Source organism: Extensimonas perlucida, assembly GCF_007655255.1.
GTDB lineage: Bacteria > Pseudomonadota > Gammaproteobacteria > Burkholderiales > Burkholderiaceae_C > Extensimonas > Extensimonas perlucida.
Window position 1 is genome coordinate 65,757 of the sequence record NZ_VMYE01000002.1, and the last position, 26,320, is coordinate 92,076.

Genomic DNA, 26,320 nt, shown 5'->3' on the forward strand with positions numbered 1-26,320 from the left:
GCCTTGGCGCGTCCGGCGTGTCAACCGCGCAGCAGCTTGTCTTCCGCCAGCGCGAGCGCCGCGGGCTGGCCCGAGAGCACCAGCGTATCGCCTTCGGCCAGCACCACGTCGTCTGCCGCCTCGACCATGCGGCCCTGGCTGCGGCGCAGGTTCACCACCTCCACCCCCATGGCGTGTAAGGCCAGCGCGCCCAGCGTGCGCCCCACGGACGGCGCCTGCGGGGGCAGGCTCACGGTGGTCAGGCGCTCCTGTTCGCGCTCGCTCCCGCCGTCATCGTCGGCGCCATGAAAATAGCCGCGCAGCAGTTGATAGCGCGCGTCGCGCTGCTCCTGCACCAGGCGCAGCACGCGCCGCAAGGGCACGCCCACGAGCGCGAGCGCGTGGCTCGCGAGCATGAGCGAGCCCTCTATGGTTTCGGGTACGACCTCGGTCGCGCCGGCGTCGCGCAGTTTGTCGAGCTGCAGGTCGTCTTGCGTGCGCACCACGACGGGCACCTGCGGCGCGTGCGCGCGTGTGTGCGCGAGCACCTTGAGCGCGCTCGGGATGTCCACATAGGTCACGACGACGGCGCTCGCGCGTGCCAGGCCTGCGGCCGTCAGCGCCTGCAGGCGGCTCGCGTCGCCATAGACCACCGATTGCCCCGCGGCGGCGGCCTGGCGCACGCGGTCCGGGTCCAGGTCGAGCGCGATGTAGGGAATGCGCTCGCGCTCCAGCATGCGCGCCAGGTTCTGCCCGCAGCGGCCAAAGCCGCAGATGACCACGTGCCCACTGGTGTTGATGGTCTGGCGTGCGATCGCCGTGACCTGCAGCGACTGCTGCAGCCAGTCGCTCGCCACGAGGCGCATCACGATGCGGTTGCTGTACATGATCAGAAACGGCGTGGCCAGCATGGACAGCACCATGGCCGCAAGAATGGGGTTCATGAGCGCGGGCCGCACCAGCCCTTGATCCTGTGCAAGCGACAGCAGCACGAAGCCAAACTCCCCCGCCTGCGCCAGGTACAGCCCCGTGCGCAGCGCCACGCCCGTGCTCGAACCCACGCCGCGCGCGAGCAGCAGGATCAGCGCTGCCTTGAGCACCAGGGGCACAATGAACAGCGCGAGTACCAGCACGGCCTGGTCGACGAGCACATGCCAGTCGAGCATCATGCCTATGGTGATGAAAAACAGGCCCAGCAGCACGTCATGAAAAGGGCGGATGTCCGTGCCCACCTGGTGGCGGTATTCGGTCTCGGACACCAGCACGCCCGCAATGAAGGCGCCCAGCGCCAGGCTCAGGCCTGCCAGGTCGGTGAGCCAGGCCAGGCCCAGCGTGATCAAGAGCAGGTTGAGCATGAACAGCTCGTCGCTCTTGCGCCGTGCCACCAGCGTGAGCCACCAGCGCATCACGCGCTGCCCGCCGGTGAGCAGCAGGCCCACGAGCAGCGTGGCCTTGAGCAGCGCCCACGCCAGCGAAGAGACCAGGTCCTCGGGCGCCGCACCGAGCGCAGGAATCAGCACCAGCAGCGGCACCACGGCAAGGTCCTGGAACAGCAGCACCCCCATCACGTTGCGGCCGTGTGCGCTCTCGAGCTCGGCGCGCTCGACCATGAGTTTGACGACGATGGCCGTGCTGCTCATGGCCAAGGTGCCAGCGAGCGCCAGCGCCGTCTGCCAGCCCATGTCCCACACGCCGCCGCGCAGGCGCGACAGCAACAGCAGCAGGGCCATCATGACGAGCATGGTCGTCAGCACCTGCAACAGCCCCAGGCCGAATACCTGCCGGCGCATGGCGCGCAGCTTGGGCAGACTGAACTCGAGCCCGATCGCGAACATCAGAAACACCACGCCGAATTCGCCCAGATGGCGCGCGCTCTCGGGGTTGCGCGCAAACCCGAGTGCATACGGTCCGATCAGCACACCCGCCGTCAAATAGCCCAGCATGGGCGGCAGCTTGAGGCTGCGAAACAGTGCCACGCCGAGCACGGCGGAGAGCAGATACAACAAAGTCAGCGCAAGTGAAGACATGGGGTGGATGCTATCCCACGGCTCTATAAAATCGCCCCAATGACCGCAGTCCCTGGCGCCCCGCGCCCCTTCGACGCCGAGCAGGCCCTGCGCCTGGCCCGCGAAACCTTCGAGATCGAAGCCGCCGCGCTGCGCGCCCTGGCCGCGCGTGTGGATGCGCACTTTGCGCAGGCGGTGCAGCAGATTCTGGCCGTCAAGGGCCGCGTGGTGGTCATGGGCATGGGTAAAAGCGGGCACATCGGGCGCAAGATCGCCGCCACGCTGGCCTCCACGGGCACGCCCGCGTTCTTCGTCCACCCGGCCGAGGCCAGCCATGGCGATTTGGGCATGGTGACGGCCGACGACCTGGTACTGGCCATCTCCAACAGCGGCGAGAGCCACGAGCTCACGGCGCTGCTGCCCGTGCTCAGGCGCCTGGGCGTGCCGCTCGTCGCGCTCACCGGCCAGCTGCAATCGACGCTCGCGCAGCACGCCGACCTCACGCTCGACTGCAGCGTGGAGCGCGAGGCCTGCCCGCTCAATCTGGCCCCCACGACCAGCACCACGGCGCAGCTCGCGATGGGCGACGCGCTTGCCGTGGCCTTGCTCGAAGCGCGCGGCTTTCGGCCCGAAGACTTCGCGCGCTCGCACCCCGGCGGTGCGCTCGGGCGCAAGCTGCTCACGCATGTGCGCGACGTGATGCGCACGGGCGACGCCCTGCCGCGTGTGCACCCCGAGGCCACGTTCAGCACCCTGATGCGCGAGATGAGCGCCAAAAGCCTGGGCGCGGCCGTGGTCGTCGATGCGCAGGAGCGCGTGCTCGGCATCTTCACCGACGGCGACCTGCGCCGGCGCATCGAAGCCGGCGCCGAGCTGCGCACGGCCACCGCCGCGCAGCTGATGCACGCGAATCCGCGCTGCATAGCCCCCGACGCCCTCGCCGCCGACGCCGCCGAGATGATGGAGCGCCACGCGATCACGAGCGTGCCCGTGGTCGATGCGCAAGGCACGCTGCGGGGCATGGTGCATATCGGCGACCTCATGCGTGCCAAGGTGATCTGATGCGTATCTCCCACCCTGCGAACCTCGCGCCCGCACAGTCCTTCGCGCCTGAGCTGCTGCTCGCCGCGCAGGGCGTGCGCGTGGTGTTTTTCGACGTGGACGGCGTGCTCACCGACGGCGGGCTGTACTACAGCGCCGAGGGCGAGACGCTCAAGCGCTTTTCCACCCTCGACGGGCACGGTCTCAAGCTGCTGCGCCAGGCCGGCATCACGCCGGCCGTGGTCAGCGGGCGCGACTCGGCGCCGCTGCGCCTGCGCCTGCAGGCCCTGGGCGTGGAGCACGCGGTGTTCGGCACCGAAGACAAAGCCCCCGCGGCCGAGCGCATCCTCGGCGCGCTGGGGCTCGAGTGGGCGCAGGCCGCCGCCATGGGCGACGACTGGCCCGACCTGCCCGTGCTGCTGCGCAGCGCCTTCGCCTGCGCGCCGCCCGAGGCGCATGTGGAGGTGCGCCACGCGGCGCACTACGTGACCGCGGCGCGCGCCGGCGCCGGCGCGGTGCGCGAGCTGTGCGACCTGCTGCTCACCGCACGCGGGCGCTACGCTGCCTTGCTCCAAGCGTACCAACCACGGTACCAACCATGAGCACACACCGCCCTCTACGACGCCCCCAAGGCGCAGGCCTGCGCCAGCGCACGGAAAGACTCTCGCTCTACCTGCCCATCATGGTCATGGGCGCGCTCGCCCTCGGTTCGTGGTGGCTGGTGCGCAATGCCCCGCGCGCCCCCAGCGCCACGGGCGCACAGGCCGTGCGCCACGACCCCGACTACTTCATGCGCGATTTTTCCGTGCGCAACTTCGACGCCGCCGGGCGCCTGAAAAACGAGGTGCGCGGCACCGTCATGCGCCACTATCCCGACACCGAGACGCTGGAAATCGACCAGGTGCGCATGCGCGCGCAGGGCCAGGACGGCCGCTGGACCGTGGCCACCGCCAAGCGCGCGCTGAGCAACGCCGATGGCTCCGAAGTGCAGCTGTTCGGCAACGCCGTCGTCACGCGCGAGCCGCTGCCGCCCCAGCCCGGGCAGCCGTCGCAGCCGCGCATGGAGTTCCGCGGCGACTTCCTGCACGCCTTTACGCAGACCGAGCGCGTGCGCTCGAACCAACCCGTGACGCTGATCCGCGGCGCCGACCGCTTCACGGCCGACGCCATGGAATACGACAACGTCGAACAAGTGCTGCAGATGCGTGGCCGGGTGCACGGCGTGCTGATGCCCAAAACCGAGCGCTGAGAGGCTGAGAGTTTTTCGGCCGCGGCCGAAAAACTCTCAGCCTCTGAGGCCGCACGCCGGAGCCGGGCATCGCGCCCCAAGGCGCTGCATCCGGCCCGCTGCAGCTTTCAGCTGCGCTCCGCCGCGCGCTCGCCGACGAAAATCTCCACGCGGCGGTTGCGTGCGCGCCCTTGCGAGGTGTCGTTCGACGCCACTGGTTGGTACGAACCACGGCCCTCGATGGTGATGCGGCTGATATCCACGCCGCGCGACACCAGGTAGTCGCGCGTACTTGCGGCGCGGTTCAGCGACAAGGGGTTGTTGACCGCGTCACCTCCCGTGCTGTCGGTATGGCCGACGATATGCACCGTGGCGTTCGGGTTGCCGCGCAGGCTCGCCGCGAACTGGTCGAGCACCGGCGCGAAATCGGGCTGGATGTCGGCACTGCCCACGGCGAACGAGATGTCGCTCGGAATGTCGAGCTTGAGCCGGTTGTCCGCCGTCTGCGTGACTGCCACGCCCGTGCCGCGTGTGGCCGCCTCCATGTCGCGCTTTTGGCGCTCCATGTTCTGCGACCAGATGTAGCCACCCAGCGCACCTACGCCCGCGCCTATGAGCGCGCCTTTGCCGGCGCTGCCGTCCGTGGCCGAGCCGATCACGGCCCCGGCCGCCGCGCCCACGGCCGCGCCGGTGGCCGTGCGCCGCTGGGTCTCGCTCATGTCTGCACAACCCGCGAGCGCAATGGCTGCGGCGCCGAGGCCTGCAATGAAGGTTTGACGCATGATGGAACTCCTTTGAAAGTCATGGAGGGGAAACGGGAGGCGCAAGATTGCAAGAGGCCTTCCCGACCCTCATTGTGGCGGTTCGTGCGGCGGCTGCGGCGAATGCGTGGGCGGGGACGGGGCAGTGGGGCCGGCTGCAGCGGACGGCCCTTGTTCGCCGCTGGGTGGCGGCGTTGGCAGCTCGCCCCGCTTGCGCCCCGCGAACATCGTCCACCAGACGATGAACAGCAGCAGCGCGAGCGCGAGCAGCGCTTCAAGCAAAATGATTCCCATGAGATCAAACCTCCTGCGCCTGTGGATGGCGCTGATTGTAGGAACGCTGGCCGCGTGCTCCACGACCCCACCGGGCCCTGCGCGCCCTTCGGCGCCCGCCGCGGTCACGCCCGCCGCTGCACCCACGCCGGCCGCGCCCACTGCAGGCAAGAGCCGCTGGGTGCCCGCGTCCTGGGACGAGCTGCCCGGATTTGGCACCGACGCACTTCATGAAGCCTGGAACGCCTGGCTCAAGAGCTGCGAGCGCCCCGCGCCCACCTTTGCCCCCCTGTGCCGCGAGGTGCGCCAGCTCAGCATCGCAAGCGCCGAGGAGCAGCGTGCCTGGATGGTCGCGCGTCTGCAGCCCTACCGCATCGAGGCCGCGGACGGCAACCCCGACGGCCTGCTCACGGGCTATTACGAGCCGCTGTTCGATGCCGCACGCCAGCCCGGCAACGGCTTCAGCATCCCGCTCTATGGTTTGCCCGCGGGCTACGGCGCGCGCCGCCCCTGGTTCACGCGCCAGCAGATCGACACCCTGCCCGAAGCCCAGGCCGCGCTGCAGGGCCGCGCGATCGCCTGGCTGCGCGACCCGCTCGAGGCGCTGGCGCTGCATATCCAGGGCTCGGGCCGGCTGCGCATCACCGAGCCCGACGGCAGCGTGCGCCTGGTGCGCCTGGCCTTTGCCGGCACCAACGACCAGCCCTACCAGAGCGTGGGCCGCTGGCTGCTCGACCAGGGCCTCACGCGCGACGCCACCTGGCCCGGCATACGCGCCTGGCTGGCGCAAAACCCCGCGCGCGCCAACGAGCTGCTGTGGGCCAACCCGCGCTACGTGTTCTTTCGCGAAGAGCCGCTGAGCCCGCTGGACGCAAACTTCGGCCCGCGCGGCGCGCAGGGCGTGCCGCTCACGCCGGGGCGCTCGATCGCCGTCGATCGCCAGAGCATTCCCTACGGCACGCCGGTCTGGCTGGCCTCCGCGGGCCCGCAGGTGCAGCTGCAGCGCCTGGTGCTCGCGCAGGACACGGGCAGCGCCATCGTCGGCGCCGTGCGCGCCGACTTCTTCACCGGCTGGGGTCCCGAGGCCGGCGACCTGGCCGGGCGCCTCAAGCAGAACCTGCGCCTGTGGGCGCTGTGGCCGCGGTGATCTACGGCCCGGTCAACCCAGATTGTTCATGAGGACGCGGGATGATCTTTCTGCGTCATTGCGAGGGCTGAAGGCCCGCGGCAATCCATGGGGCGGTCGCAACAGTGCCTGCGTGCATTGCAAAGGTCGGAACTGGATTGCCGCGCCCCTGTGGGGCTCGCAATGACGGGTTTCTTGCCGGCGGCCAAAATGACCGGCAGCCGTCCGCCAGCGCCCGCGTAGGTGCGTAGCACCGCCTAATGGACAATCTGGGTTCAATCCAGGCTCAGGTAGCGCGTCACCACGGGCGGCTCGGTGCCGAGGTGGAAGGCGTATTTGCGCTCGCGCAGTGCCACGTCGGCCGTGGTGACGCGCTCGGCGCGGCGCAGGTGCTCGGTCCACGACTCATCGACGATCTGCTCCACGTAGCGCTCGGGGCGGGCCAGGTCGTGCAGCAATTGCCAGTCGAGCGCGCCCCGGCGCAGCAGGCTGCGGCGGCTTTGCTGCATGAGCGCGCCAAATTCCGCGGCGCGCGCCGGGTCTATGCAGTATTCGACCGTCGTCACCACGCGCCCGGTGTCGGGCGTGACGGCCGGCTGCGGCGCTGCCAGGCCCTGCGCCGGGCTCCAGTCCTCGTCCGCGTGCCGGTCGGCCACGAGCCGCTGCACCAGCGCCATCGCGGCCACGGCCACCGGCGCGGCGAGCGCCAGGCTTAGCTGCACCGAAGTCAGCGCCGCCACCTGGCCCCACAGCGCTGCGCCCAGGGCCGTGGAGCCCATCATGGTGATCTGGAAAATCGACATGCCGCGTGCACGCACCCAATTGGGCAAGGCCAGCTGCGCCGAAATGCTCAGCGAATTGGCCGCGATCATCAGCGCGACGCCCGCACACACCATGGCCGGCATGGCCACATACACGTTGGGCGCGATCGCCACCACGGCGCTGGCGCCGGCCTGCAAGGTGGTGCCGCGCAGCAGCAGCAGCTCGTGCGGCGTGGTCTGGCGCCAGCGTGGCACGAACAGCGCCGCCACGATCGCGCCGGCGCCCATGGAGGCCATGAGCAGCGCAAACGTCGCCGCGCCGCCGCCCGGCAGTTCGCGCGCCACCAGCGGCAGCAGTGCGAACAGCGCCGTGGCGTTGATGTAGAACATGGCGATGCGGGCGAGCAGCGCGCGCATGCGCGGCGACTGGCGCACGAACTGCACACCCACGCGCATGGCGCTCCACAGGCGTTCGCGCCCGAGCGGGTGCGGCACGTGCGGGCGCCGCCAGCGCATGATGGCCAGCCCCGAGAGCACCGACAGCAGCGCGTTCAGCGCAAACACCCACACGCTGCCCGCACTTGCGATGATGACCCCGGCGACCAGCGGCCCGACGATGCGCGAGGTGTTCATGGCCACGCCGTTGAGCGCGAGCGCTGCGGGCAGCTGCGGGCGCGGCACCAGCTCGGGGATCAGCGCCGCGAACACCGGCCAGCGCAGCGCCAGCCCTATGCCGTTGGCAAAGGTGAGCAGCAACAGCAGCGGCACCGAAATCGCGCCGGCAAAAATGACGGCGCTGAGCAGCAGCCCCACCACCGCCACCCAGAACTGCGTGAACATGAAAAAGCGCCGCCGGTCCAGCATGTCGGCCAGCGCACCGCTGGGCAAGCCCAGAAAGAACACCGGCAGCGTCGAGGCCGATTGCACCAGCGCCACGGGCACGGGCGAGCGCGTGAGCGAGGTCATGAGCCAAGCTGCGGCCACGTCGTTCATCCACATGCAGATGTTCGCCGTCACCCAGGTGAGCCAGAGCATGCGAAACACCGGCGCCCTGAGCGGCGCGAGCGGCGACAGATCGGCCCTCTCGGCACTGCGCGCCGCGAGCCGCGCGACCCCATCGGCCGCCGCATGCTCGGCAACTTCCGCCGCCGCCGCCGCTGGGGTGGCGCGGGCTGCATCGGCGGAGGGCGCGCCAGCGGGCGAAGGAGGGGGCGAAGGAGGGGGAGAGGGAGGCGACATGCGCAGCGATTGTGCAATGCCCGCGCTAGTGCCTCGTGGAGGACAGCGTCAAAAATGTTTAATCAAAACAGGCTTTGACGTAGATATATCAAGCATAAGAAGCTATATTAAAAATAGCATTCAGGCGTGCGCCTTGTTGCGCCCCAGGTGCCCAAGCGGCAGCGCGCCGCCGGCCTTGACCTCGCCGAGCGAAAAACTCGTATGCATGTCTTTCACATTCGGTAGGTTCAGCAGCACCTCGCGCGCGAACTGCGAAAAGCGCTCGAGGTCGGGTGCAACCACTTGCAGCTCGAAGGTGCCCGTGCCACTGATGTAGTGGCACGACACTACCTCGGGGATGCGGCGGATCGCCTCTTCCATGGCGCGCGTGAGGTCGCCCGTGTTGCGCTCGGCGTCCAGGCGCACGAAGGCTAGCACGCCCAGGCCGATCTTGTGCCGGTCGATCTCGGCGCGGTACCCGCGGATGAAGCCCGCCTCCTCGAGCGCACGCACGCGCCGCCAGCAGGGCGCGGCCGACAGGCCTACGCGCTGCGCGAGCTCGGCGTTCGTGAGGCGCGCGTCGGCCTGCAATTCCATGAGGATGGCAAGGTCAAATTTATCGAGGGTCTCCAAGGCGGGCTCCAAGGGCGCAAGATTCTTGCGCAGCATAGCCAAATTCAGGCAAAAAACGCAAAGAATTATCGGCGCCATCGCTCTACACTTTTCACCCGAACGCCCGTTTGACGCGCTGCCACACGACTGCTTCCGAGGTATGTTTCTTGCGAGCAAAAGCAGCGCCCCGGCCCACACCATATCGGAGACATCGTCATGAACGCCCCCTTGCCAGACCACATCCGCAAAGCCCTCGAAAAGGCTTCGCTCGACGACAAATACGCGCTCAGCGAAGGCCGCGCCTTCATGAGCGGCGTGCAGGCGCTGGTGCGCCTGCCCATGCTGCAGCGCGAGCGCGACGCGACCGCGGGCCTGAACACTGCGGGCTTCATCAGCGGCTACCGCGGCAGCCCGCTGGGCGGCTACGACCAGGCGCTGTGGGCCGCCAAAAAGCACCTTGCGGGGCACCACGTGGTGTTCCAGCCCGGCGTGAACGAAGAGCTTGCCGCCACCGCCGTATGGGGCACGCAGCAGCTCGACCTATACCCGCAGAGCAAAAAGTACGACGGCGTGTTCGGCATCTGGTATGGCAAGGGCCCGGGCGTGGACCGCTGCTCGGACGTGTTCAAGCACGCGAACATGGCTGGCACGGCGCGCCATGGCGGCGTGATCGCCGTCGCGGGCGACGACCATGTCGCCAAGAGCAGCACCGCCGCGCACCAGAGTGACCACATCTTCAAGGCCTGCGGTCTGCCGGTGTTCTTTCCGAGCAGCGTGCAGGACATCCTCGACATGGGCCTGCACGCCTTTGCCATGAGCCGCTTTTCCGGCCTTTGGGCGGGCATGAAGACCATCCAGGAGGTGGTCGAGTCGTCATCCAGCGTGTCGGTCGATCGCGACCGCGTGCACATCGTGTTGCCCGAAGACTTCGCCATGCCGCCCGGCGGCCTGCATATCCGCTGGCCCGACGCGCCGCTCGAACAAGAGGCGCGCCTCATGGACTACAAGTGGTACGCGGCGCTCGCCTACATCCGCGCGAACCGCCTCAACCACAACGTGATCGAAGGCCCGCAGGACCGCTTCGGCATCATCGCGAGCGGCAAGGCTTACAACGACACGCGCCAGGCGCTGCTCGACCTGGGGCTCGACGACGACACCTGCCGGCGCCTGGGCATCCGCGTGCACAAGGTCAACGTGGTCTGGCCGCTCGAGGCCACGGGCACGCGCGCGTTCGCGCAGGGCCTGCAGGAAATCCTCGTGGTCGAGGAAAAGCGCCAGGTCATCGAATACCAGCTCAAGGAAGAGCTTTACAACTGGCGCGACGACGTGCGCCCCACGGTGGTCGGCAAGTTCGACGAATCCTCGGGCGGCGAATGGGGCACGCCCAACCCCGGCGAGCATTGGCTGCTGCGCCCCAAGGCAGATCTCTCACCCGCGCTGATCGCGCGCGCCATCGCCAGGCGTCTCACCAGGATTGGCGTGCCCGAAGACGTGGCCGCGCGCATGCAGGCGCACCTCGCCGTACTCGACGCCAAGGAGCGCGCCCTGGCCACTCCGGTGGCGCAAACGCCCGACCGCCTGCCCTGGTTTTGCAGCGGCTGCCCGCACAACACCAGCACGCGCGTGCCCGAGGGCTCGCGCGCCATGGCCGGCATAGGCTGCCACTACATGGTCGTGTGGATGGACCGCGCCACCGCCACCTTCACGCAAATGGGCGGCGAGGGCGTGCCCTGGGTCGGCCAGGCGCCGTTTTCCAAGGACGCGCATGTGTTCGCCAACCTGGGCGATGGCACCTACTTCCACAGCGGGCTGCTGGCCATACGCCAGAGCATCGCCGCGGGCGTGAACATCACCTACAAAATCCTCTACAACGACGCCGTCGCGATGACCGGCGGCCAGCGCGTGGGCGAGCGCCCCGAGGGCCATTCGGTGCTGCAGATCATGCACAGCGTCAAGTCCGAAGGCGCGTCCAAGATCGTCATCGTCACCGACGATCCGCAAAAATACGAGGGCGTGGCGCTCGCCGAGGGCGTCACGGTGCACCACCGCGACGAGCTTGACCGCATCCAGCGCGAGCTGCGCGAAGTGCCAGGCTGCACCATCCTGATCTACGACCAGACCTGCGCCACCGAAAAGCGCCGCCGCCGCAAGCGCGGCACCATGGCCACGCCGGCCAAGACGGTAGTCATCAACGAGTTGGTCTGCGAAGGCTGCGGCGACTGCTCCGAACAATCCAACTGCCTCTCGGTCGAACCCGTAGAGACCGAATTCGGGCGCAAGCGGCGCATCAACCAGAACACTTGCAACAAAGATTTCTCGTGTCTCAAGGGCTTTTGCCCGAGCTTCATCACCGTTGAAGGCGGCACGCTCAAAAAACCGCAAAAGGAGAAAAAAGGCAGCCTCGCAGGCCTGCCCGAAGTCCCCGAGCCCACGCTGCCCGTGGCCGAAAGCGCCTGGGGCATCGTCGTCGCGGGCGTGGGCGGCACGGGCGTGATCACCATAGGCTCGCTGCTGGGCATGGCGGCGCACCTCGAGGGCAAGGGCGTGGTCACCATGGACTCGGCCGGCCTCGCGCAAAAGGGCGGCGCCACCTGGAGCCACGTGCAGATCGCCAACCGCCCCGAGGCGCTGCACGCCACCAAGGTCGATACCGCCAAGGCCGACCTCGTGATCGGCTGCGACGCCATCGTCACGGCGCAAAAAACCACGCTGGCCGCAATGCTGCCAGGGCGCACGCACGTGGTGCTCAACAGCCACAACACGCCCACGGCGGCGATCGTGCACAACCCCGACTGGCAATTTCCGCGCGGCAGCTGCGAAAGCGCGATCGCCGAGGCCGCGGGCGGTGCGCAGGCCATCAGCAGCTTCGAGGCCGAGCAGGCCGCCGTGCAATTGCTCGGCGACAGCATCTACACGAATCCGTTGCTGCTCGGCTACGCCTGGCAAAAGGGCTGGATCCCGCTCACGCGCGAAGCGCTGCTGCGCGCCATCGAGCTCAACGGCGTGCAGGTCGCAAACAACCAGGCCGCGTTCGAATGGGGCCGCCGCTGCGCGCACGAGCCCGCTGCGGTGCAGGCGCTGTACCAGGCCGCGCAGGTGATCGAGCTCGTGAAAAAACCCTCGCTCGCCGAAATCGTCGCCAAACGCGTGGACTTCCTGACCGGCTACCAGAACGCCGCCTACGCCGAAAGCTACCGCGCCTTCGTCGAAAAAGTGCAGGCCGCCGAGGCACGCCTGGGGAATCAGCAGGGTGCCGGCACGCGCCTGTCCGAAGCCGTGGCGCGTTCACTCTTCAAGCTCATGGCCTACAAGGATGAATATGAAGTCGCGCGCCTGCACACCGACCCCGCGTTCACCGCCAGGGTCGCCGGCATGTTCGAGGGCGACTACACCATCGTGCACCACCTTGCACCACCGATGCTGGCGAAGAAAAACGAGCGCGGCGAGCTCGTCAAAAAGCCCTACGGCCCCTGGGTGCGCCGCGCGTTTACCGTGCTCGCCAAGCTCAAGGGCCTGCGCGGCACGGCGCTCGACCCCTTCGGCAAGACCGAGGAACGCAAAACCGAGCGCGCGCTGATCGGCGAATACCGCGCCTGCATCGAGGAACTGCTCGCAGGACTCACGCCCGAGAAGCTCACACTCGCCGTGGAAATCGCACGCCTGCCCGAAGGCATACGCGGCTTTGGCCACGTCAAAGAACGCAATCTGCAAACGGTGCGTAGCAAGTGGCAGGCGCTGATGGCGCAGTGGCGCCAGGCGCCGGCCGCAACCAAGGACGCGGCCGTGGCGCAGCGCCAGATGGCTTGAGTCCCGGCGGAGCGCCACCAAGCCCGAAAGCACAAAGGGCTTGTGCAATACGCGCTCTCAGCTATCTTGCTGAAATTCTTTAGCCCCTGTTGATGGCTCCTGCCACTCGGGCCGGGGCTGCTTGCCCTCCTGCTCTTTCCATGTGGCGATAAATCAAGCCGCGTGACACGCCCAGAATGCGCGCCGCTTTGGACACGTTGCCGCCACATTCGGCCAGGGTTTTCGCAATCCATTGCCGATCTGCTGCGCGCAGGCTGATGGGTGTGGCTGGCGGTTGCGGCTGAGCGGGTGCGAAGGGCGGTGGCGAAGCGGATTCCTTGACAGCAACTGCGGCGTGTGAAGCGGGCGGCGCAGCCATGTCAGCGGCAGGCACGCTACCAAGATGAAACGAAGCCGCGTCGCGTTCGTACCCATGCAGGCGGGCGCGCAGCCACAGAGCGAGTCCATTGGGGAGCCTGTGCAGTGCGGGTTCGCGGTGGCGACTCCAGGCTGCAAGTTGTGTTGGCGTTATGCCGAGCGCTTCGTGGGCGGACGCTGGCCTGGCGCGATCCTGCATTGGATTTTTCTGTGGCAGCCCCAGAAGACGCGCTGCTGCGTCATTGCACCAGCACAGCTTGCCATTGGCATCCACGCCGATCAGGCCTTCCATGGGGGTGTCGATCATGCTCGGCAGGGTGTGCAGGTGCACGACGATCTGCTCGTGCGCCTGGGCTTGCAGCAGCCGGTTTTCGATCCCTGCGGCATGCAGGATCACCACCGAGGGCGCGTCAAAACCGAAAGCTTGCGCTTCGATGGAAACATTCAAAATCCCCACCAGCTTGCGCTGGGCGTCATGGATGGGCGCCGCAGCGCAGTGCAGAGTTTGCAGACAATCGAAAAAATGCTCGCCTGCACGCACGGTACAAGGCTGGCCCGTGCGCGCGACCAAACCCGGTGCCGTAGTCGCCACGGCGTCTTCGGACAGGTTGACCCCTGTTCGGAACGCGCGTGAAAACAAAAAACTATCTGCATTCACTGGCTGTATGACCTCCAGCACCACGCCTGTGCCATCGGTCAGTACGGCCTGGCAGCGTGTACCTGCAAGCAAGGCCTGCAATTGCCTCAAGTCGTGCGCTGCTACGTCGAGTAGTGTGCGATTGCGCGTCTGTGCCGTGTGAATGCGGCTGCGGGTAACGAGGTCGAACTCCACCGGCTCACTGGGCTTTCTATGGGCCTGCAGACAGCGGTTCCAGGACTGGATCACGCCCTCGCTCACGACCCCGCTGGGGCGAACGCCTTCTTCAAAAAACTGCTCGCGCGCGAGCGCCAGACGCTGCGCCTCCGAGGCAATGAAAGGCGGCGGTAGAGTCCGGCTCGTGTGCGTTTTGGGAGAGACTGGCATGGTGCTCCTCACTCGCATAGCAGGACTAGTAATAGTGCGCGTGTGGGGTGTGTCATTGACATCTCTATACGCTCCATACGTTCACCCAGCGTTCATAGCCCGCCGGGAGAAGGCAGCGCAAGCCGTTCAGCCCTGTGCCGTGGCAGGGTCGATGACGGCCGCCACGGGCGTGATCTTGTTGGCAGGGATACCCGCCTTGGCCGCATGAGTGCGGATCATGGCCTCGTCCGGGGCGTTGTAGATGCAAAAAATCTTGTCGCCGGTGACGTAACTGTGTTCCCACTGAATGCTGGGCCCCAGTTCCCGGATCACTTGGTTGGAGCTTTGCGCAGCCCCCTTGAGCTGCTCTGCAGACATGCTTCCGGCGCCGGGGATTTCCCGCTCGATGACAAATTTAGGCATGGATAAGACTCCTGAAATGAATATGGAAAAACAAAAAATCACTACCTCTTTCCAGAGAGGCCAAGAAATTAAAGATGAAAAAGTCCAAGGCGTCCAATCCGTGCAAACCCTGATTCAAAAAGAGGCGACAAGCGCCCACGAGCGGCCATGCGTGCGCATTGGAATAGATGGCTGCTCCATATCGGAACAGTTCCTGACCTAGGGAAAGTACCGAGTTCTTCTTCCACGGACGGATCGGTAACTTTGCGGCCGTGGAGTTGAATGGGCTTTGCACCTGGCTCCACGTTGCAGGCGCAAACCCGCTGCATGCGACTGGCATGCACGACACCCGAGGAACAAACCATGAACATCTCTGACATTCAACACCTGATCACGGAAAAAGCCGCCAAGTTTCTGGCGCGTGGAACGCACTCCCTGCTGATCGACGGCCAATGGGTCCCGGCGCAAAGCGGCCAGACCATGGACGTCATCAATCCAGCCAACGAAGAGGTCCTCGGCAAGGTGCCCTCAGCCGGCAAGGCCGACGTGGAGCTGGCGGTGAGTGCTGCGCGCCGGGCCTTCGACCACGGCCCCTGGAGCAAAATGCACGGCACGGAACGTGAACGTCTGCTGCTCAAGCTGGCCGACCTGCTCGAGGCCAATGCCCAGAGTTTTGCCGAAGTCGAAGCCATGGACAATGGCAAGTCGGCCGCCATTGCGCGTGCTGTCGATGTGGCTGTTTCCATCGATACCCTGCGCTACATGGCGGGCTGGGCCACCAAAATTGAAGGCGCGACCACTGACATTTCGGTTCCGATTGCGCCGCAGGCCGAGTTCGTGACCTTCACGCGGCGCGAAGCGGTTGGTGTGGTCGCTGCCGTCGTGCCGTGGAACTTCCCGCTGCTGATGGCGGTGTGGAAGCTGGCGCCGGCCCTTGCCGCCGGCTGTACGGTGGTGCTCAAGCCGGCGGAACAAACGCCCCTCACGGCCTTGATGCTGGGCGAGTTGATCCTCGAAGCCGGCTTCCCTCCTGGGGTGGTGAACATCATCATCGGTGACGGCCCCTCTGCCGGGGCTCCGCTGGTCAGCCATCCCGGCATAGACAAGGTCAGCTTCACGGGCTCGACCGAGGTGGGCAAGCTGATCGGCAAGGCTGCGGTCGAGAACATGACGCGCTTTACCCTGGAGTTGGGTGGCAAGTCGCCGGTGATCGTGCTCGACGACTGCGACCCCGCCACGGCTGCCGCTGGTGCCGCCCAAGCCATCTTCTTCAACCACGGACAGGTTTGCTGCGCCGGCTCCCGCCTGTACGTGCAGAAAAAAATGTTCGACCGCGTGGTGGCCGACGTGGCACAAATTGCCGAATCCATGCCGCTGGGCCATGGTCTCGATCCGGCTGCGCAGATGGGGCCGCTGGTGTCCCAGGAGCAAATGGAGCGTGTCTGCAATTACATCGATATCGGCCGCACGCAGGGAGCACAGGTGGTCACGGGCGGTGGTCGCGCAAAGGACAAGGGCTACTACGTGCAGCCCACGATCCTGACCAACGTCAACCAGGGCATGCGCGTACAGCAGGAAGAAATTTTCGGACCCGTGCTGACCGCCATGCCCTATGACGATCTGGACCAGGTTGCCGCATGGGCCAATGACACGCCCTATGGTCTGGGCGCAAGCATCTGGTCAAACAACCTCTCCAAGGTACATCGCCTGATTCCCAAGATCAAGGCCGGATCGGTCTGGGTCAACTGCCACAGCATGCTCAACCCCGCCATGCCTTTTGGGGGCTACAAGCAGTCGGGCATAGGGCGTGATCTTGGCAAGGCGGCTTTGGATTCTTACCTCGAAACCAAATCGGTTTTCATCGCGGTTTGAACCAGTCATCCAAACTTGCGTAAGGCAGGATCAAAACGAGGTATTACTGTGTGACATGCCTTGTCCTGCTCTGACCAGCACGGGTTTTACCCATCATTTCACGTCCAATTCAACTCTCACAGGAGACACCATGAAACGCCCATACTCCTCCCAAACCGTATTGCCCGTGCTTGCAGCATCGATGCTGCTGGCGGCCACGCAAACGAGCATGGCCGAACCAGCCCAGGCATCCGCTGCGCGCATTGCTGCGGCGACCCGCAAAGTCGATGGCAACTTCATCCGCGCCAACGAAGCCAAAACCAATGACTGGCCCAGCTACGGCCTGGACTACGCCGAAACGCGCTTCAGCAAGCTCGACCAGATCAACACCGGCAACGTCAAAAACCTGGGCCTGGCCTGGTCATACGACCTGGGCTCCAAACGCGGCGTCGAAGCCACCCCGCTCGTGGTGGACGGCATCATGTACGTCACGGCCTCGTGGAGCGTGGTGCACGCCATCGACGTGCGCAGCGGCAAAAAAATCTGGACCTACGACCCCAAAGTGCCCAAGGCGCTCGGCTACCGCGGCTGCTGCGACGTGGTCAACCGCGGCGTGGCCCTGTATGAAGGCAAGGTCTATGTCGCCTCGTTCGACGGCCGCCTGATCGCCCTCGACGCCGCCACGGGCAAAAAGGTCTGGGAAAAAGACACCATCATCGACCACAAGCACTCCTACACCATCACCGGCGCGCCGCGCATCTTCAAAGGCAAGGTCATCATAGGCAACGGCGGCGCCGAATACGGCGTGCGCGGCTACATCACCGCCTACGACGCCAAGACCGGCGCGCAGAAATGGCGCTGGTTCACCGTGCCCGGCGACCCGAGCAAACCCTTCGAAGACGAATCCATGGCGCGCGCCGCCAAAACCTGGGACCCGAGCGGCAAATACTGGGAAGTGGGCGGCGGCGGCACCGCCTGGGACACGCTGACCTTCGACCCCGAACTCAACCTCATGTACGTAGGCACGGGCAACGGCAGCCCCTGGTCACAGCGCAAACGCAGCCCTGCTGGCGGCGACAACCTGTACCTGTCCTCCATCGTCGCGCTCGACCCCGACACCGGCAAATACGTCTGGCACTACCAGGAAACGCCCGGCGACAACTGGGACTACACCTCCACCCAGCCCATGATCCTGGCCGACCTCAAGATCGAAGGCCAGCCGCGCAAGGTCATCCTGCACGCACCCAAGAACGGCTTCTTCTACGTCATCGACCGCACCAGCGGCAAACTCATCTCGGCCAAGAACTTCGTCGATGTGAACTGGGCCACGGGCTACGACGCCAACGGCCGGCCGATCGAAACGCCCGAGGCGCGCCCCGAAGGCAAGCCGTACGATGCCATCCCCGGCCCCTACGGTGCGCACAACTGGCACTCGATGTCGTACAACCCGCAAACGGGGCTCGTCTATCTGCCCGCGCAAAACGTGCCGGTCAACCTGATGGACGACAAGAACTGGAGCTTCAACGCCAAGTCTCCGGGCGAACCCGGCTCGGGCACCGGCTGGAACATCGGCGCCTTCATGAACCCTGTGCCGCCCAAGAGCAAGCCCTTCGGGCGCCTGATCGCCTGGGATCCGGTGCAGCAAAAAGCCGTCTGGACGCAAGAGCATGTCTCGCCCTGGAACGGCGGCACGCTGAGCACGGCGGGCAACCTGGTGTTCCAGGGCACGGCCGACGGGCGCTTCGTCGCCTACAACGCCAAGACCGGCGAGAAACTCTGGGAGGTCGCCACGGGGACCGGCGTCGTCGCAGCACCATCGACCTACATGGTCGATGGCAAGCAGTATGTGTCGATTGCCGTCGGCTGGGGCGGTGTGTATGGCCTTGCGCAGCGCGCCACCGACCAGATCGGCCCGGGCACGGTCTATACCTTCGTGCTCGACGGCAAGGCACCCATGCCCTCCTTCGTGCAGCAGCGCAACGACAAGCTCCTCAGCGGCGTCAAATACAACCCTGCCGACATCCAGGCCGGCACCATGCTGTACGTGAGCAACTGCGTGTTGTGCCACGGTGTGCCGGGCGTGGATCGCGGCGGCAACATCCCGAACCTGGGCTACATGGACGCCTCGCTCATCGAGCACCTCGATAAGGTCATCTTCAAGGGCCCAGCGATGGAACGCGGCATGCCGGACTTCACGGGCAAGCTGAGCATGGAGGATGTGCAAAAGATCAAGGCCTTCATCCAGGGGACGGCGGACGCCATACGGCCGAAGAAGTGAGCGTAAAACAACGGCGGTGCGTGCTTTCGGGCGGTCTCTACCTTATCTGGCGGGCTTACGGAAATGCTCCAACGTATTCATGCAAGCCCGCCATCCTGCCCCGCAAGTGCAAGGGCCTGTGTTGCCAGCGCTTGCACCATGCGCGGCTCGAAGGGGTTGTGCCCTGTTTCTTCGATCCAAAGCAAGCGACTGCCAGGCAGCCGCGCATGCACCTCCCACGCGGCGATGGGGCGGCATACCCAATCCAGGCGGCCATGAAGCAAGATGGTCGGAATGCCATGCAGACGCTGCAAATGCTTGAGAAAAAAGCCCTCATTCCTGCCGAAACATCCGTGGCGCAAGTAGTGCGCCTGTATGCGGTATTTATCGACCAGAGTGCGGGCAAGCTCTGGCGCCACGCCATGGCGTGGCGCGACCAGCCGGCGTTCCGTCACGCAGGCTTCCCAAGCCTCCCAGGCCAAGGCAGCGGCCAGCGCTTCTTCGGGCGCGCCTTCCAGCACCGCGTGCGACAAAGATGCCAGCGCGCCATCCGCGGTTGCGCTGGCAAACTGCTGCACCAAGGCCTGCCAGGCATCGGGCAAAAGCACGCGCACCTGATGGAAAAACCAGTCCAGGTCTGCCTTGCGCCCCAGAAACACGCCGCGCAGCAGCAAGCCTTTGCACACCGAAGGATAAGCTGCAGCGTAGGCAAGCCCCAGTCCCGCTCCCCAAGAGCCGCCGACCACCAGCCACTGCGCAATGCCCAAGTGCTTGCGCAACTGCTCCAGATCGCGCAGCAAGTGGAGGGCGGTATTGGCGTGCAGGCCGCCCCTGGGCGTGCTGCGGCCGCAGCCGCGTTGATCGAAAAACACCATGCGAAAACGTGTGGGATCGAACAATCGCCGATGTGCAGGACTGCAACCGCTGCCGGGGCCGCCATGGAGAAACACCAATGGCACCCCTTCGGGGTTGCCGCATTGTTCGTGATAAACCCTATGGCCGCCTCCCACAGCCAGCATTCCACTGGCATAAGGGGCTATCGGTGGATAAAGCATGGAAGGCATGAAAAGGTGCGTATGTCAAGAGGGCGGGTTGTCAATTCTAGGAGCCTGTCGGACTTTGGGCGTCGAAAGCGAGAATGTGCCTCAGCGAGAACAGTTTTTGCCGGATTCGCCGCCCCATAGTGGTGCTATGGGGCAAGAAGCCGGTAAAAAATGGGCCGCTGCGGCGCATTCGTAGCCGACGACTCCAAAGTCCGACAGGCTCCTAGGGATTATCCCTAGGGAACTTGCCGGGTAAAACTGGCACACTGAGTCTGTCCCTTCGGATCATCCGAAGGATTTTTGTTCCTCCAAACCTTGAAAGGAGTATCACCATGAAATGGGAAAAACCTGCTGCAATTAATATGCGCTTTGGTTTTGAAATCACCATGTATATTGCGGTTCGCTGAAATATAAATCCCGCCAAGCTGCCTTGGCGGGATTTATCTGTAAAAGTTGCCGCGACATGCGGCATGAATGAAGTTTCCTGGAAGCAGGAAATTGGTGTCACGATCATCGACGGGTTTTATTTTGAAAATCCATGTTCTCGGCGCTGCTGCCGGTGGCGGCTTTCCGCAATGGAATTGCAACTGCCTTCACTGCACGGCCATACGCAGCGGCAGCCCAGATTACCGCGCGCGCACGCAGTCTTCGATTGTGGTGAGTGGCAACCACACAGATTGGCTGCTGTTCAACGCATCGCCTGACATCTTGCAGCAGTTGCGCGCATTTCCGGCGCTGCAGCCAGGGCGCACGCTGCGCGACACTGCCATCCGCGCCATCTTTTTGATAGACGCGCAGATCGACCACACTACCGGCCTGTATATGCTGCGCGAGCACCGCGAGCCCCTGCAGATATGGTGCCATGCCTTGGTGCGCGAAGACCTCACGCACGGCAATCCTATATTCAACCTGCTGCGCCACTATTGCGGGGTGCAGTGGCACGATGTCCCTCTGCACGGGGAAGGCTTTGCCATCCCGGCTGTGCCGGGGATCGGGTTTGATGCGCTGCCACTTATCAGCAACGCTCCGCCGTATTCACCGCACCGCGACCGCCCCCAGCCGGGCGACAACGTAGGCGTGACGCTGACCGACCAGCAAACCGGCAAAAAGCTTTTTTATGCTCCCGGTCTCGGCCAGATGGAGCCGCATGTCTGGGCGGCCATGCAAGCGGCTGACTGCGTGCTGGTCGATGGTACGCTGTGGAGCGACGATGAAATGATCGCACTCGGCGCATCGCGAAAAACCTCTCGTGCCATGGGGCACCTTCCGCTGAGCGGGCCTGGCGGCATGCTCGAATGGCTGGAGCAACTGCCCCGTCGCACGCGCAAGGTGCTGATCCATATCAACAATACCAACCCGATCCTGAATGAGCGCAGCCCTGAGCGGCAAGAACTGACGCGCCGCGGCATCGAGGTGTCCTACGACGGCATGGAGATCGAACTGTGAGCCAACACCACCTCCCACCCCCCTGGAGCAAGGAAGAATTCGAGGCAAAACTGCGCGGCAAAAACAGCGGCTACCACATCCACCACCCTTTCCACGTGATGATGGCCGAGGGCAAGCTGACGCAAAAGCAGTTGCAAGGCTGGGTGGCCAACCGCTTTTACTACCAGATTTGCATCCCGATCAAAGACGCAGCCATCCTGTCCAACTGCGATGACCGCGAGATTCGCCGCGAGTGGATCCAACGCATTCTCGACCACGATGGCTACAAGATCGGCGGCATCGAAGACCCGGGCGGGATCGAGGCCTGGATTCGCCTGGGTGAAGCCGTCGGCCTGACGCGCGAAGCCGTCACGTCCTTGCGCCATGTGGCGCCGGCTGCGCGCTTTGCCGTGGATGCCTACGTGAACTTCGCACGGCGCCAGCCATGGCAAGAGGCCGTGGCATCCAGCCTGACCGAGCTGTTCGCCCCGCACATTCATCAGCAGCGCATAGACACCTGGCCCACGCAATACCCGTGGGTACAGACGCAAGGCCTGCACTATTTCAAGCAGCGCCTCACACAGGCGCGTCGCGACGTGGAACACGGGTTGCGCTTCACGCTGGACTATTTCAGCCAGACACGTGCCATGCAGGAGCGTGTGCTGGACATACTGCAGTTCAAGCTCGACGTTCTGTGGGCCCTGGCCGATGCCATCATGCTCGACCAATGCCACATCGAGATCAAGGGGCCCAAGCATGGCTGAGCTGCCTTCCCTGACGCCGCAGGAGCGCCCGCGCCTGGCCGGGCACTTCCGCCTGCAATGGGAGGAGGCGCAAAAGGCCTGGGTGCTGCTTTACCCGGAAGGCATGGTCAAGCTCAACGGCAGCGCCGGGGAAATCATGCGCAGGATCGACGGCCGCAAAACGGTGGGCGAGATCGTGGAGGAACTGGAACGTGCATTCGCCACCGCGGGGCTGGCCCAGGATGTGCAAGACTTTCTGGTCATCGCACAACAGCAAGGCTGGATCAAGACATGAGTGAGCCTGCCACCCAGGCTTTTGCAGCTGGCGGCCCGGACATCGGCCCACCGCTCTGGCTGCTGGCCGAGCTGACCTATCGCTGTCCGCTGCATTGCGTGTTTTGCTACAACCCCGTCGATTTTGCCCACGCCGGCCCGGAGTTGGGCACGGACGATTGGCTGCGCGTGCTGCGCGAGGCGCGCGCCGCGGGCAGTGTGCAATGCGGCTTTTCAGGCGGCGAACCCCTGCTGCGCGACGACCTCGAGGTGCTGGTGGCCGAAGCGCACCGGCTGGGCTTCTATACCAACCTGCTGACTTCCGGTGTGGGCCTGACGCAGCAGCGTGCCGCGGCCCTCAAAGCCGCAGGCTTGGACCACATCCAGCTCTCCTTTCAGGACTCGACCAAAGAGCTCAACGATTTTTTGTCCCACACCAAGACGTTCGATCTCAAGCGCCGCGTCGCCGACACGATCAAAAGCCATGGCTGGCCCATGGTGATGAACTGTGTGATCCACCGCCAGAACATAGACCACATCGGCACCATCATCGAGCTGGCGGTGGAGCTCGGCGCCGAATACCTGGAGCTGGCCAACAACCAGTATTACTCGTGGGCCGCCCTCAACCGGGATCAACTGCTGCCCTCGCGCGCGCAGTTGCAGCGTGCCGAAGCCCTGACCAACGACTATAGGCAAAAGCTCGGCGACAGGATTCGCATTTTTTTTGTGGTGCCCGATTACTATGAAACCCGCCCCAAAAAGTGCATGAACGGTTGGGGCAACGTGTTCCTGACCATCACGCCCGATGGCTATGCGCTGCCTTGCCACACGGCGCGCATGCTCCCGGACATCGACTTCCCGAACGTGCGCGACATGCGCGTGGACGACATCTGGCACCGCTCACCCGCCTTCGACCGCTTTCGTGGTTTTGCGTGGATGAAAGAGCCTTGTCGCACCTGCCCGGAAAAAGAAAAGGACTTGGGCGGCTGCCGTTGCCAGGCCTTCATGCTGAGCGGCGATGCGGCGAATGCCGACCCGGTGTGCAGCAAATCGCCCCAGCATGCGCTGATCGAACAAGCCGTTGCGCGCGCCCAGCTGCCTGATGCCGAACGCGTGGACGCCAAACCTTTGGTGTTTCGCGATCCGGCCAATGCACGGCCCGCGTCCCGATTTTTTGAACCGTGAGGGATACGCGCGCTGGGCTCCCTCGGGCAGCAGTCGGAATGCGCGCGCATATCAAAAAGCATAGCAAGGAGACGCCATGGACTTGCACGTCAACGGCAAAAATCACCCCCTGCAAGGCGACCAGGTCGCACCCGAAATGCCCTTGCTCTGGGCGCTGCGCGACGTGCTGCAGCTCACGGGCACCAAGTTCGGCTGCGGCATCGGCGCCTGTGGCGCGTGCACCGTGCACCTGGATGGGCAGGCCGTGCGCTCCTGCGTGACGCCGCTGTCTGCCGTGCAGGGGCGCGAGGTGCGCACGATAGAGGGGCTGGCCTCGCCCGCTGGCCTGCACGCCTTGCAGGCCGCCTGGATCGCGCAGCAGGTGCCGCAGTGCGGCTACTGCCAAAGCGGCATGCTCATGGCCGCGGCAGACTTGCTCGCGCGCCACCCGCAGCCCAGCGACGCCCAGATCGACGAGGCCATCAGCAATCTGTGCCGCTGCGGCACCTACCCGCGCGTGCGCGCCGCCATCCATGCCGCGGCGCACGCCCAGCCCACGGCAGCCGCGCCCACGGCCGAGATGATGCGATGAAGCGCCGTACCTTCGTGTTGAGCGCCCTCGCCGGCGCAGGGCTGCTCGTGGTCGGCTGGGGCGTGGCGCCGCAGCGCGCGCGCCTGGGCAAGCCCGAGGACTTTGCCGGCAGCGGCGGCGAGATCGCGCTCAATGGCTGGATCCGCATCACCCCCCAGGGCCGCGTGGTGATGGCCATGCCTCGCGCTGAAATGGGGCAGGGCGTGCACACGGCGCTGCCCATGCTGGTGGCCGACGAGCTGGACCTGCCGCTCGAATGGGTCAGCACCGAAACCGCGGGGCCGCAATCCATTTATGGCAACGTCGCCATGTTCGTCGCGTCGCTGCCTTTTCATCCGCGCAGCACCCAGCCGGGCCAGGAGACGGTGGCGGCGCGCACGGGCCAATGGTTGGTCGGCAAGCTCGCGCGCGAGCTGGGCCTGAGCGTGACCGGCGGCTCTTCGACCGTGACCGACGCCTGGGAGCCGGTGCGCCTGGCCGCGGCCACGGCGCGCGCGCAACTGGTGGCTGCCGCCGCCCAGCGCTGGAGCGTGCCAGCCGCCGAAATCCAGGTACTCGATGGCGCGCTGCAGCATGGCGCGCGCCGTGCCCACTTTGGTGAACTGGCCGAAGCGGCCGTGCGCATCCAGCCCGAGCACGTGCGCCCCAAAACCGCAGCGCAGCGCAAACTCATCGGCCAGGCCGCGCTGCGCCGTGACGTGCCCGCGAAAGTCACAGGGCAGGCCGTGTTCGGCATCGATGTGCGCCCGCCCGGTTTGCTGTTTGCTGCCGTGCGCATGGCGCCCATGCTGGGCGGCGGCGTGGGCGCGCTGCGCAACGAGGCCGAGGTGCTGCGCATGCCCGGCGTGCAAAAGTGCCTGCGCCTGGGCGCGCACGCTGGCGCCACGGCGGGCGTGGCCGTGGTGGCGCACACCACCTGGCATGCCCTGCGCGCAGTGCAGGCGCTCGACGTGCAATGGCAGGCGCCGTCGGACGATCAAGGCCAGCCCAAGGCAGCGCAGACACTGGCCGATTCCGACCGCATCCTGCAGGCTCTCGTGCACGAAGCCAAGGAGGGCGACGGCGGCACCACGTTCCACAGCCGCGGCGATGCCGCGCAGGCCGAAGCGCAGGCGCGCCACCAGATCGAGGCAACGTACCAGGCGCCCTACCTGGCGCACGCCACCATGGAGCCCATGAACGGCACCGCCTTGCTGCAGGACGGCCGGCTGACGCTGTGGCTGCCAACGCAAGTGCCCTCACAGGCGCGCAAGCTCGCGGCCAAGGCGGCGGGGGTGGACGAAGCGCACGTGGTCTTGCACGTGACCCTGCTCGGCGGCGGCTTTGGCCGGCGCCTCGAAGTGGATTACGTGCTGCAGGCGGTGGAGGCCGCCAAGGCCATGCCGGGGCGGCCGGTGCAAATCCTTTGGCCACGCGAGGAAGACACGACGCACGACTTCTATCGCCCTGCGAGCGCCGCGCACCTGCGCGCGAGCTGGGGTGCAGACTGGGGCAAGGCGGGCGCGCGCCCGCAAAGCCTGCGCATCCACAGCGCGGGCGATGCCATCACGCCGCGCTGGATGGCGCGCACCTTGCCCGCACTGGCCGGGCCCGTGGACATGCCCGACAAAACCGCCATGGAGGGCCTGTTCGACCAGCCCTACGCCATTCCCCACCAGCACATGCACCACGCTGCCACGCGCAACGAGGTGCCGGTGGGCTTCTGGCGCTCGGTGGGGCATTCGCACCATGCGTTTTTCATCGAGAGCTTCATCGACGAGATGGCGGTCGAGAGCAAGATGGACCCGGTGGCCTTCCGCCTCTCGCTGCTCGCCGACATGCCGCGCCATGCGGCCGTGCTGCGCCTGGCGGCGGACAAGGCCGGCTGGGGCGCTCCGCTGGCCGCAGGCCGCGCGCGCGGCGTGGCTTTGCACGAGTCGTTTGGCAGCATCGTCGCGCAGGTGGCGGAAGTCTCGCTCGACCAGGACGCGCCGCGCGTGCACCGCGTGGTCGTGGCGGTGGACTGCGGCACCGTGGTCAACCCCGGCATCGTCGCGCAGCAGATGGAGAGCGGGGTGATCTTCGGCCTCACGGCCGCGCTGCATGGCTGCATCGACGTCAAAGACGGCATGGTGCAGCAGAAAAATTTTCCCGACTATCCGCTGCTGGGCCTGGCGCAAAGCCCGGTCATCGAAACGCACATCGTCCCGAGCAGCCTGCCCCCGACGGGTGTCGGCGAGCCTGGCACGCCGCCCATCGCGCCGGCCGTGGCCAATGCCTTGTTTGCCTTGACCGGCAAGCGTCTGCGTGCGCTGCCCCTGCGGCTGGGCTAGATTTTCGTCGGCACAAGTGCCGACGGTGGCAAGGCAACACACCCATACCCGAGTGGGCCATGGGTGTGCTGCGACTTTGCCGCGCC

24 protein-coding genes are annotated in these 26,320 nt (G+C 65.9%); 16 read left to right on the forward strand and 8 right to left on the reverse strand.

The genetic code is table 11. The features are described 5' to 3' along the window. Positions 1 to 20: 20 nt before the first annotated feature. Positions 21 to 2,006: a monovalent cation:proton antiporter family protein gene (locus FK527_RS02955; RefSeq protein WP_144729557.1), complete on the reverse strand. Its 1,986-nt coding sequence runs from the start codon at positions 2,004 to 2,006 to the stop codon at positions 21 to 23. 39 nt (positions 2,007 to 2,045) lie between these two features. Here FK527_RS02955 and FK527_RS02960 point away from each other — a divergent pair, with 39 nt between their 5' ends. The 3 genes from FK527_RS02960 to lptC are packed head-to-tail and all read left to right on the forward strand — an operon-like array spanning position 2,046 to position 4,275. Next, on the forward strand, positions 2,046 to 3,047 hold the full coding sequence (locus FK527_RS02960; RefSeq protein ID WP_144729559.1) for a KpsF/GutQ family sugar-phosphate isomerase: 1,002 nt from the start codon (positions 2,046 to 2,048) through the stop codon (positions 3,045 to 3,047). After that, complete coding sequence (locus FK527_RS02965) at positions 3,047 to 3,628, forward strand: KdsC family phosphatase (protein ID WP_186298367.1); 582 nt, start codon at positions 3,047 to 3,049, stop codon at positions 3,626 to 3,628. The genes FK527_RS02960 and FK527_RS02965 overlap by 1 nt, the downstream gene beginning before the upstream one ends. Next, a complete protein-coding gene (gene lptC, locus FK527_RS02970; RefSeq protein ID WP_144729561.1) occupies positions 3,625 to 4,275 on the forward strand; it encodes an LPS export ABC transporter periplasmic protein LptC in 651 nt (216 codons plus the stop codon). The genes FK527_RS02965 and lptC overlap by 4 nt, the downstream gene beginning before the upstream one ends. Before the next feature lie 107 nt (positions 4,276 to 4,382). Here the strand turns inward: lptC and FK527_RS02975 are convergent, their stop codons facing one another. After that, complete coding sequence (locus FK527_RS02975) at positions 4,383 to 5,036, reverse strand: YiaD family glycine zipper/OmpA-like lipoprotein (protein WP_144729563.1); 654 nt, start codon at positions 5,034 to 5,036, stop codon at positions 4,383 to 4,385. Positions 5,037 to 5,105: 69 nt separating this feature from the next. Beyond that, a complete protein-coding gene (locus FK527_RS17195; protein ID WP_186298379.1) occupies positions 5,106 to 5,309 on the reverse strand; it encodes a hypothetical protein in 204 nt (67 codons plus the stop codon). On the opposite strand from FK527_RS17195, the gene mltA reads away from it, so the two are divergent. Continuing rightward, on the forward strand, positions 5,242 to 6,435 hold the full coding sequence (mltA, locus tag FK527_RS02980) for a murein transglycosylase A (RefSeq protein WP_144730013.1): 1,194 nt from the start codon (positions 5,242 to 5,244) through the stop codon (positions 6,433 to 6,435). The genes FK527_RS17195 and mltA overlap by 68 nt on opposite strands. Positions 6,436 to 6,689: 254 nt before the next feature. On the opposite strand, the gene FK527_RS02985 is transcribed toward mltA, so the two are convergent. Beyond that, the gene (locus tag FK527_RS02985; RefSeq protein ID WP_144729565.1) at positions 6,690 to 8,414 is read right to left on the reverse strand and encodes an MFS transporter; all 1,725 of its coding nucleotides are present in this window, start codon (positions 8,412 to 8,414) and stop codon (positions 6,690 to 6,692) included. 120 nt (positions 8,415 to 8,534) lie between these two features. Further along, complete coding sequence (locus tag FK527_RS02990) at positions 8,535 to 9,026, reverse strand: Lrp/AsnC family transcriptional regulator (RefSeq protein WP_144729567.1); 492 nt, start codon at positions 9,024 to 9,026, stop codon at positions 8,535 to 8,537. Positions 9,027 to 9,221: 195 nt separating this feature from the next. On the opposite strand from FK527_RS02990, the gene FK527_RS02995 reads away from it, so the two are divergent. After that, on the forward strand, positions 9,222 to 12,812 hold the full coding sequence (locus FK527_RS02995) for an indolepyruvate ferredoxin oxidoreductase family protein (protein WP_144729569.1): 3,591 nt from the start codon (positions 9,222 to 9,224) through the stop codon (positions 12,810 to 12,812). A gap of 79 nt (positions 12,813 to 12,891) precedes the next feature. Here the strand turns inward: FK527_RS02995 and FK527_RS03000 are convergent, their stop codons facing one another. Both FK527_RS03000 and FK527_RS03005 read right to left on the reverse strand, forming a co-directional pair. Further along, on the reverse strand, positions 12,892 to 14,193 hold the full coding sequence (locus FK527_RS03000; RefSeq protein WP_144729570.1) for a helix-turn-helix domain-containing protein: 1,302 nt from the start codon (positions 14,191 to 14,193) through the stop codon (positions 12,892 to 12,894). 126 nt (positions 14,194 to 14,319) lie between these two features. Then, a complete protein-coding gene (locus FK527_RS03005) occupies positions 14,320 to 14,595 on the reverse strand; it encodes a DUF4242 domain-containing protein (RefSeq protein WP_144729572.1) in 276 nt (91 codons plus the stop codon). On the opposite strand from FK527_RS03005, the gene FK527_RS03010 reads away from it, so the two are divergent. The 3 genes from FK527_RS03010 to FK527_RS03020 all read left to right on the forward strand — a co-directional run bounded on the left by FK527_RS03010 (position 14,594) and on the right by FK527_RS03020 (position 18,703). After that, positions 14,594 to 14,797, forward strand: coding sequence for a hypothetical protein (locus FK527_RS03010; protein WP_144729574.1), 204 nt, complete (start codon positions 14,594 to 14,596; stop codon positions 14,795 to 14,797). The genes FK527_RS03005 and FK527_RS03010 overlap by 2 nt on opposite strands. Before the next feature lie 140 nt (positions 14,798 to 14,937). Next, positions 14,938 to 16,446 carry an aldehyde dehydrogenase family protein gene (locus FK527_RS03015; RefSeq protein WP_144729576.1) on the forward strand — a complete coding sequence of 503 codons (1,509 nt, stop codon included), beginning with the start codon at positions 14,938 to 14,940 and terminating at the stop codon, positions 16,444 to 16,446. A gap of 130 nt (positions 16,447 to 16,576) precedes the next feature. After that, positions 16,577 to 18,703 carry a PQQ-dependent dehydrogenase, methanol/ethanol family gene (locus FK527_RS03020; protein WP_144729577.1) on the forward strand — a complete coding sequence of 709 codons (2,127 nt, stop codon included), beginning with the start codon at positions 16,577 to 16,579 and terminating at the stop codon, positions 18,701 to 18,703. 77 nt (positions 18,704 to 18,780) lie between these two features. Here FK527_RS03020 and pip read toward each other — a convergent pair whose 3' ends face one another. After that, positions 18,781 to 19,746 (reverse strand): prolyl aminopeptidase, encoded by a 966-nt coding sequence (pip, locus tag FK527_RS03025; protein ID WP_144729579.1) that lies wholly within the window; start codon positions 19,744 to 19,746, stop codon positions 18,781 to 18,783. Between the two features lie 28 nt (positions 19,747 to 19,774). Here pip and FK527_RS17200 point away from each other — a divergent pair, with 28 nt between their 5' ends. The 8 genes from FK527_RS17200 (at position 19,775) to FK527_RS03060 (ending at position 26,234) form a co-directional block, all read left to right on the forward strand. After that, positions 19,775 to 19,921: a hypothetical protein gene (locus FK527_RS17200; protein WP_186298368.1), complete on the forward strand. Its 147-nt coding sequence runs from the start codon at positions 19,775 to 19,777 to the stop codon at positions 19,919 to 19,921. Between the two features lie 136 nt (positions 19,922 to 20,057). Continuing rightward, positions 20,058 to 20,132: a pyrroloquinoline quinone precursor peptide PqqA gene (gene pqqA, locus FK527_RS03030; RefSeq protein WP_144730016.1), complete on the forward strand. Its 75-nt coding sequence runs from the start codon at positions 20,058 to 20,060 to the stop codon at positions 20,130 to 20,132. A gap of 118 nt (positions 20,133 to 20,250) precedes the next feature. Then, positions 20,251 to 21,171, forward strand: coding sequence for a pyrroloquinoline quinone biosynthesis protein PqqB (gene pqqB / locus FK527_RS03035; protein WP_222116128.1), 921 nt, complete (start codon positions 20,251 to 20,253; stop codon positions 21,169 to 21,171). Then, positions 21,168 to 21,914 carry a pyrroloquinoline-quinone synthase PqqC gene (pqqC, locus tag FK527_RS03040; RefSeq protein ID WP_144729583.1) on the forward strand — a complete coding sequence of 249 codons (747 nt, stop codon included), beginning with the start codon at positions 21,168 to 21,170 and terminating at the stop codon, positions 21,912 to 21,914. Before pqqB ends, pqqC begins: the two co-directional genes overlap by 4 nt. After that, complete coding sequence (gene pqqD / locus FK527_RS03045; RefSeq protein WP_144729585.1) at positions 21,907 to 22,188, forward strand: pyrroloquinoline quinone biosynthesis peptide chaperone PqqD; 282 nt, start codon at positions 21,907 to 21,909, stop codon at positions 22,186 to 22,188. The genes pqqC and pqqD overlap by 8 nt, the downstream gene beginning before the upstream one ends. Further along, positions 22,185 to 23,351 carry a pyrroloquinoline quinone biosynthesis protein PqqE gene (gene pqqE, locus FK527_RS03050; RefSeq protein ID WP_144729586.1) on the forward strand — a complete coding sequence of 389 codons (1,167 nt, stop codon included), beginning with the start codon at positions 22,185 to 22,187 and terminating at the stop codon, positions 23,349 to 23,351. Before pqqD ends, pqqE begins: the two co-directional genes overlap by 4 nt. Positions 23,352 to 23,427: 76 nt before the next feature. Beyond that, the gene (locus FK527_RS03055; protein ID WP_144729588.1) at positions 23,428 to 23,922 is read left to right on the forward strand and encodes a (2Fe-2S)-binding protein; all 495 of its coding nucleotides are present in this window, start codon (positions 23,428 to 23,430) and stop codon (positions 23,920 to 23,922) included. Continuing rightward, complete coding sequence (locus FK527_RS03060; RefSeq protein ID WP_144729590.1) at positions 23,919 to 26,234, forward strand: xanthine dehydrogenase family protein molybdopterin-binding subunit; 2,316 nt, start codon at positions 23,919 to 23,921, stop codon at positions 26,232 to 26,234. The genes FK527_RS03055 and FK527_RS03060 overlap by 4 nt, the downstream gene beginning before the upstream one ends. Positions 26,235 to 26,320 lie beyond the last annotated feature (86 nt).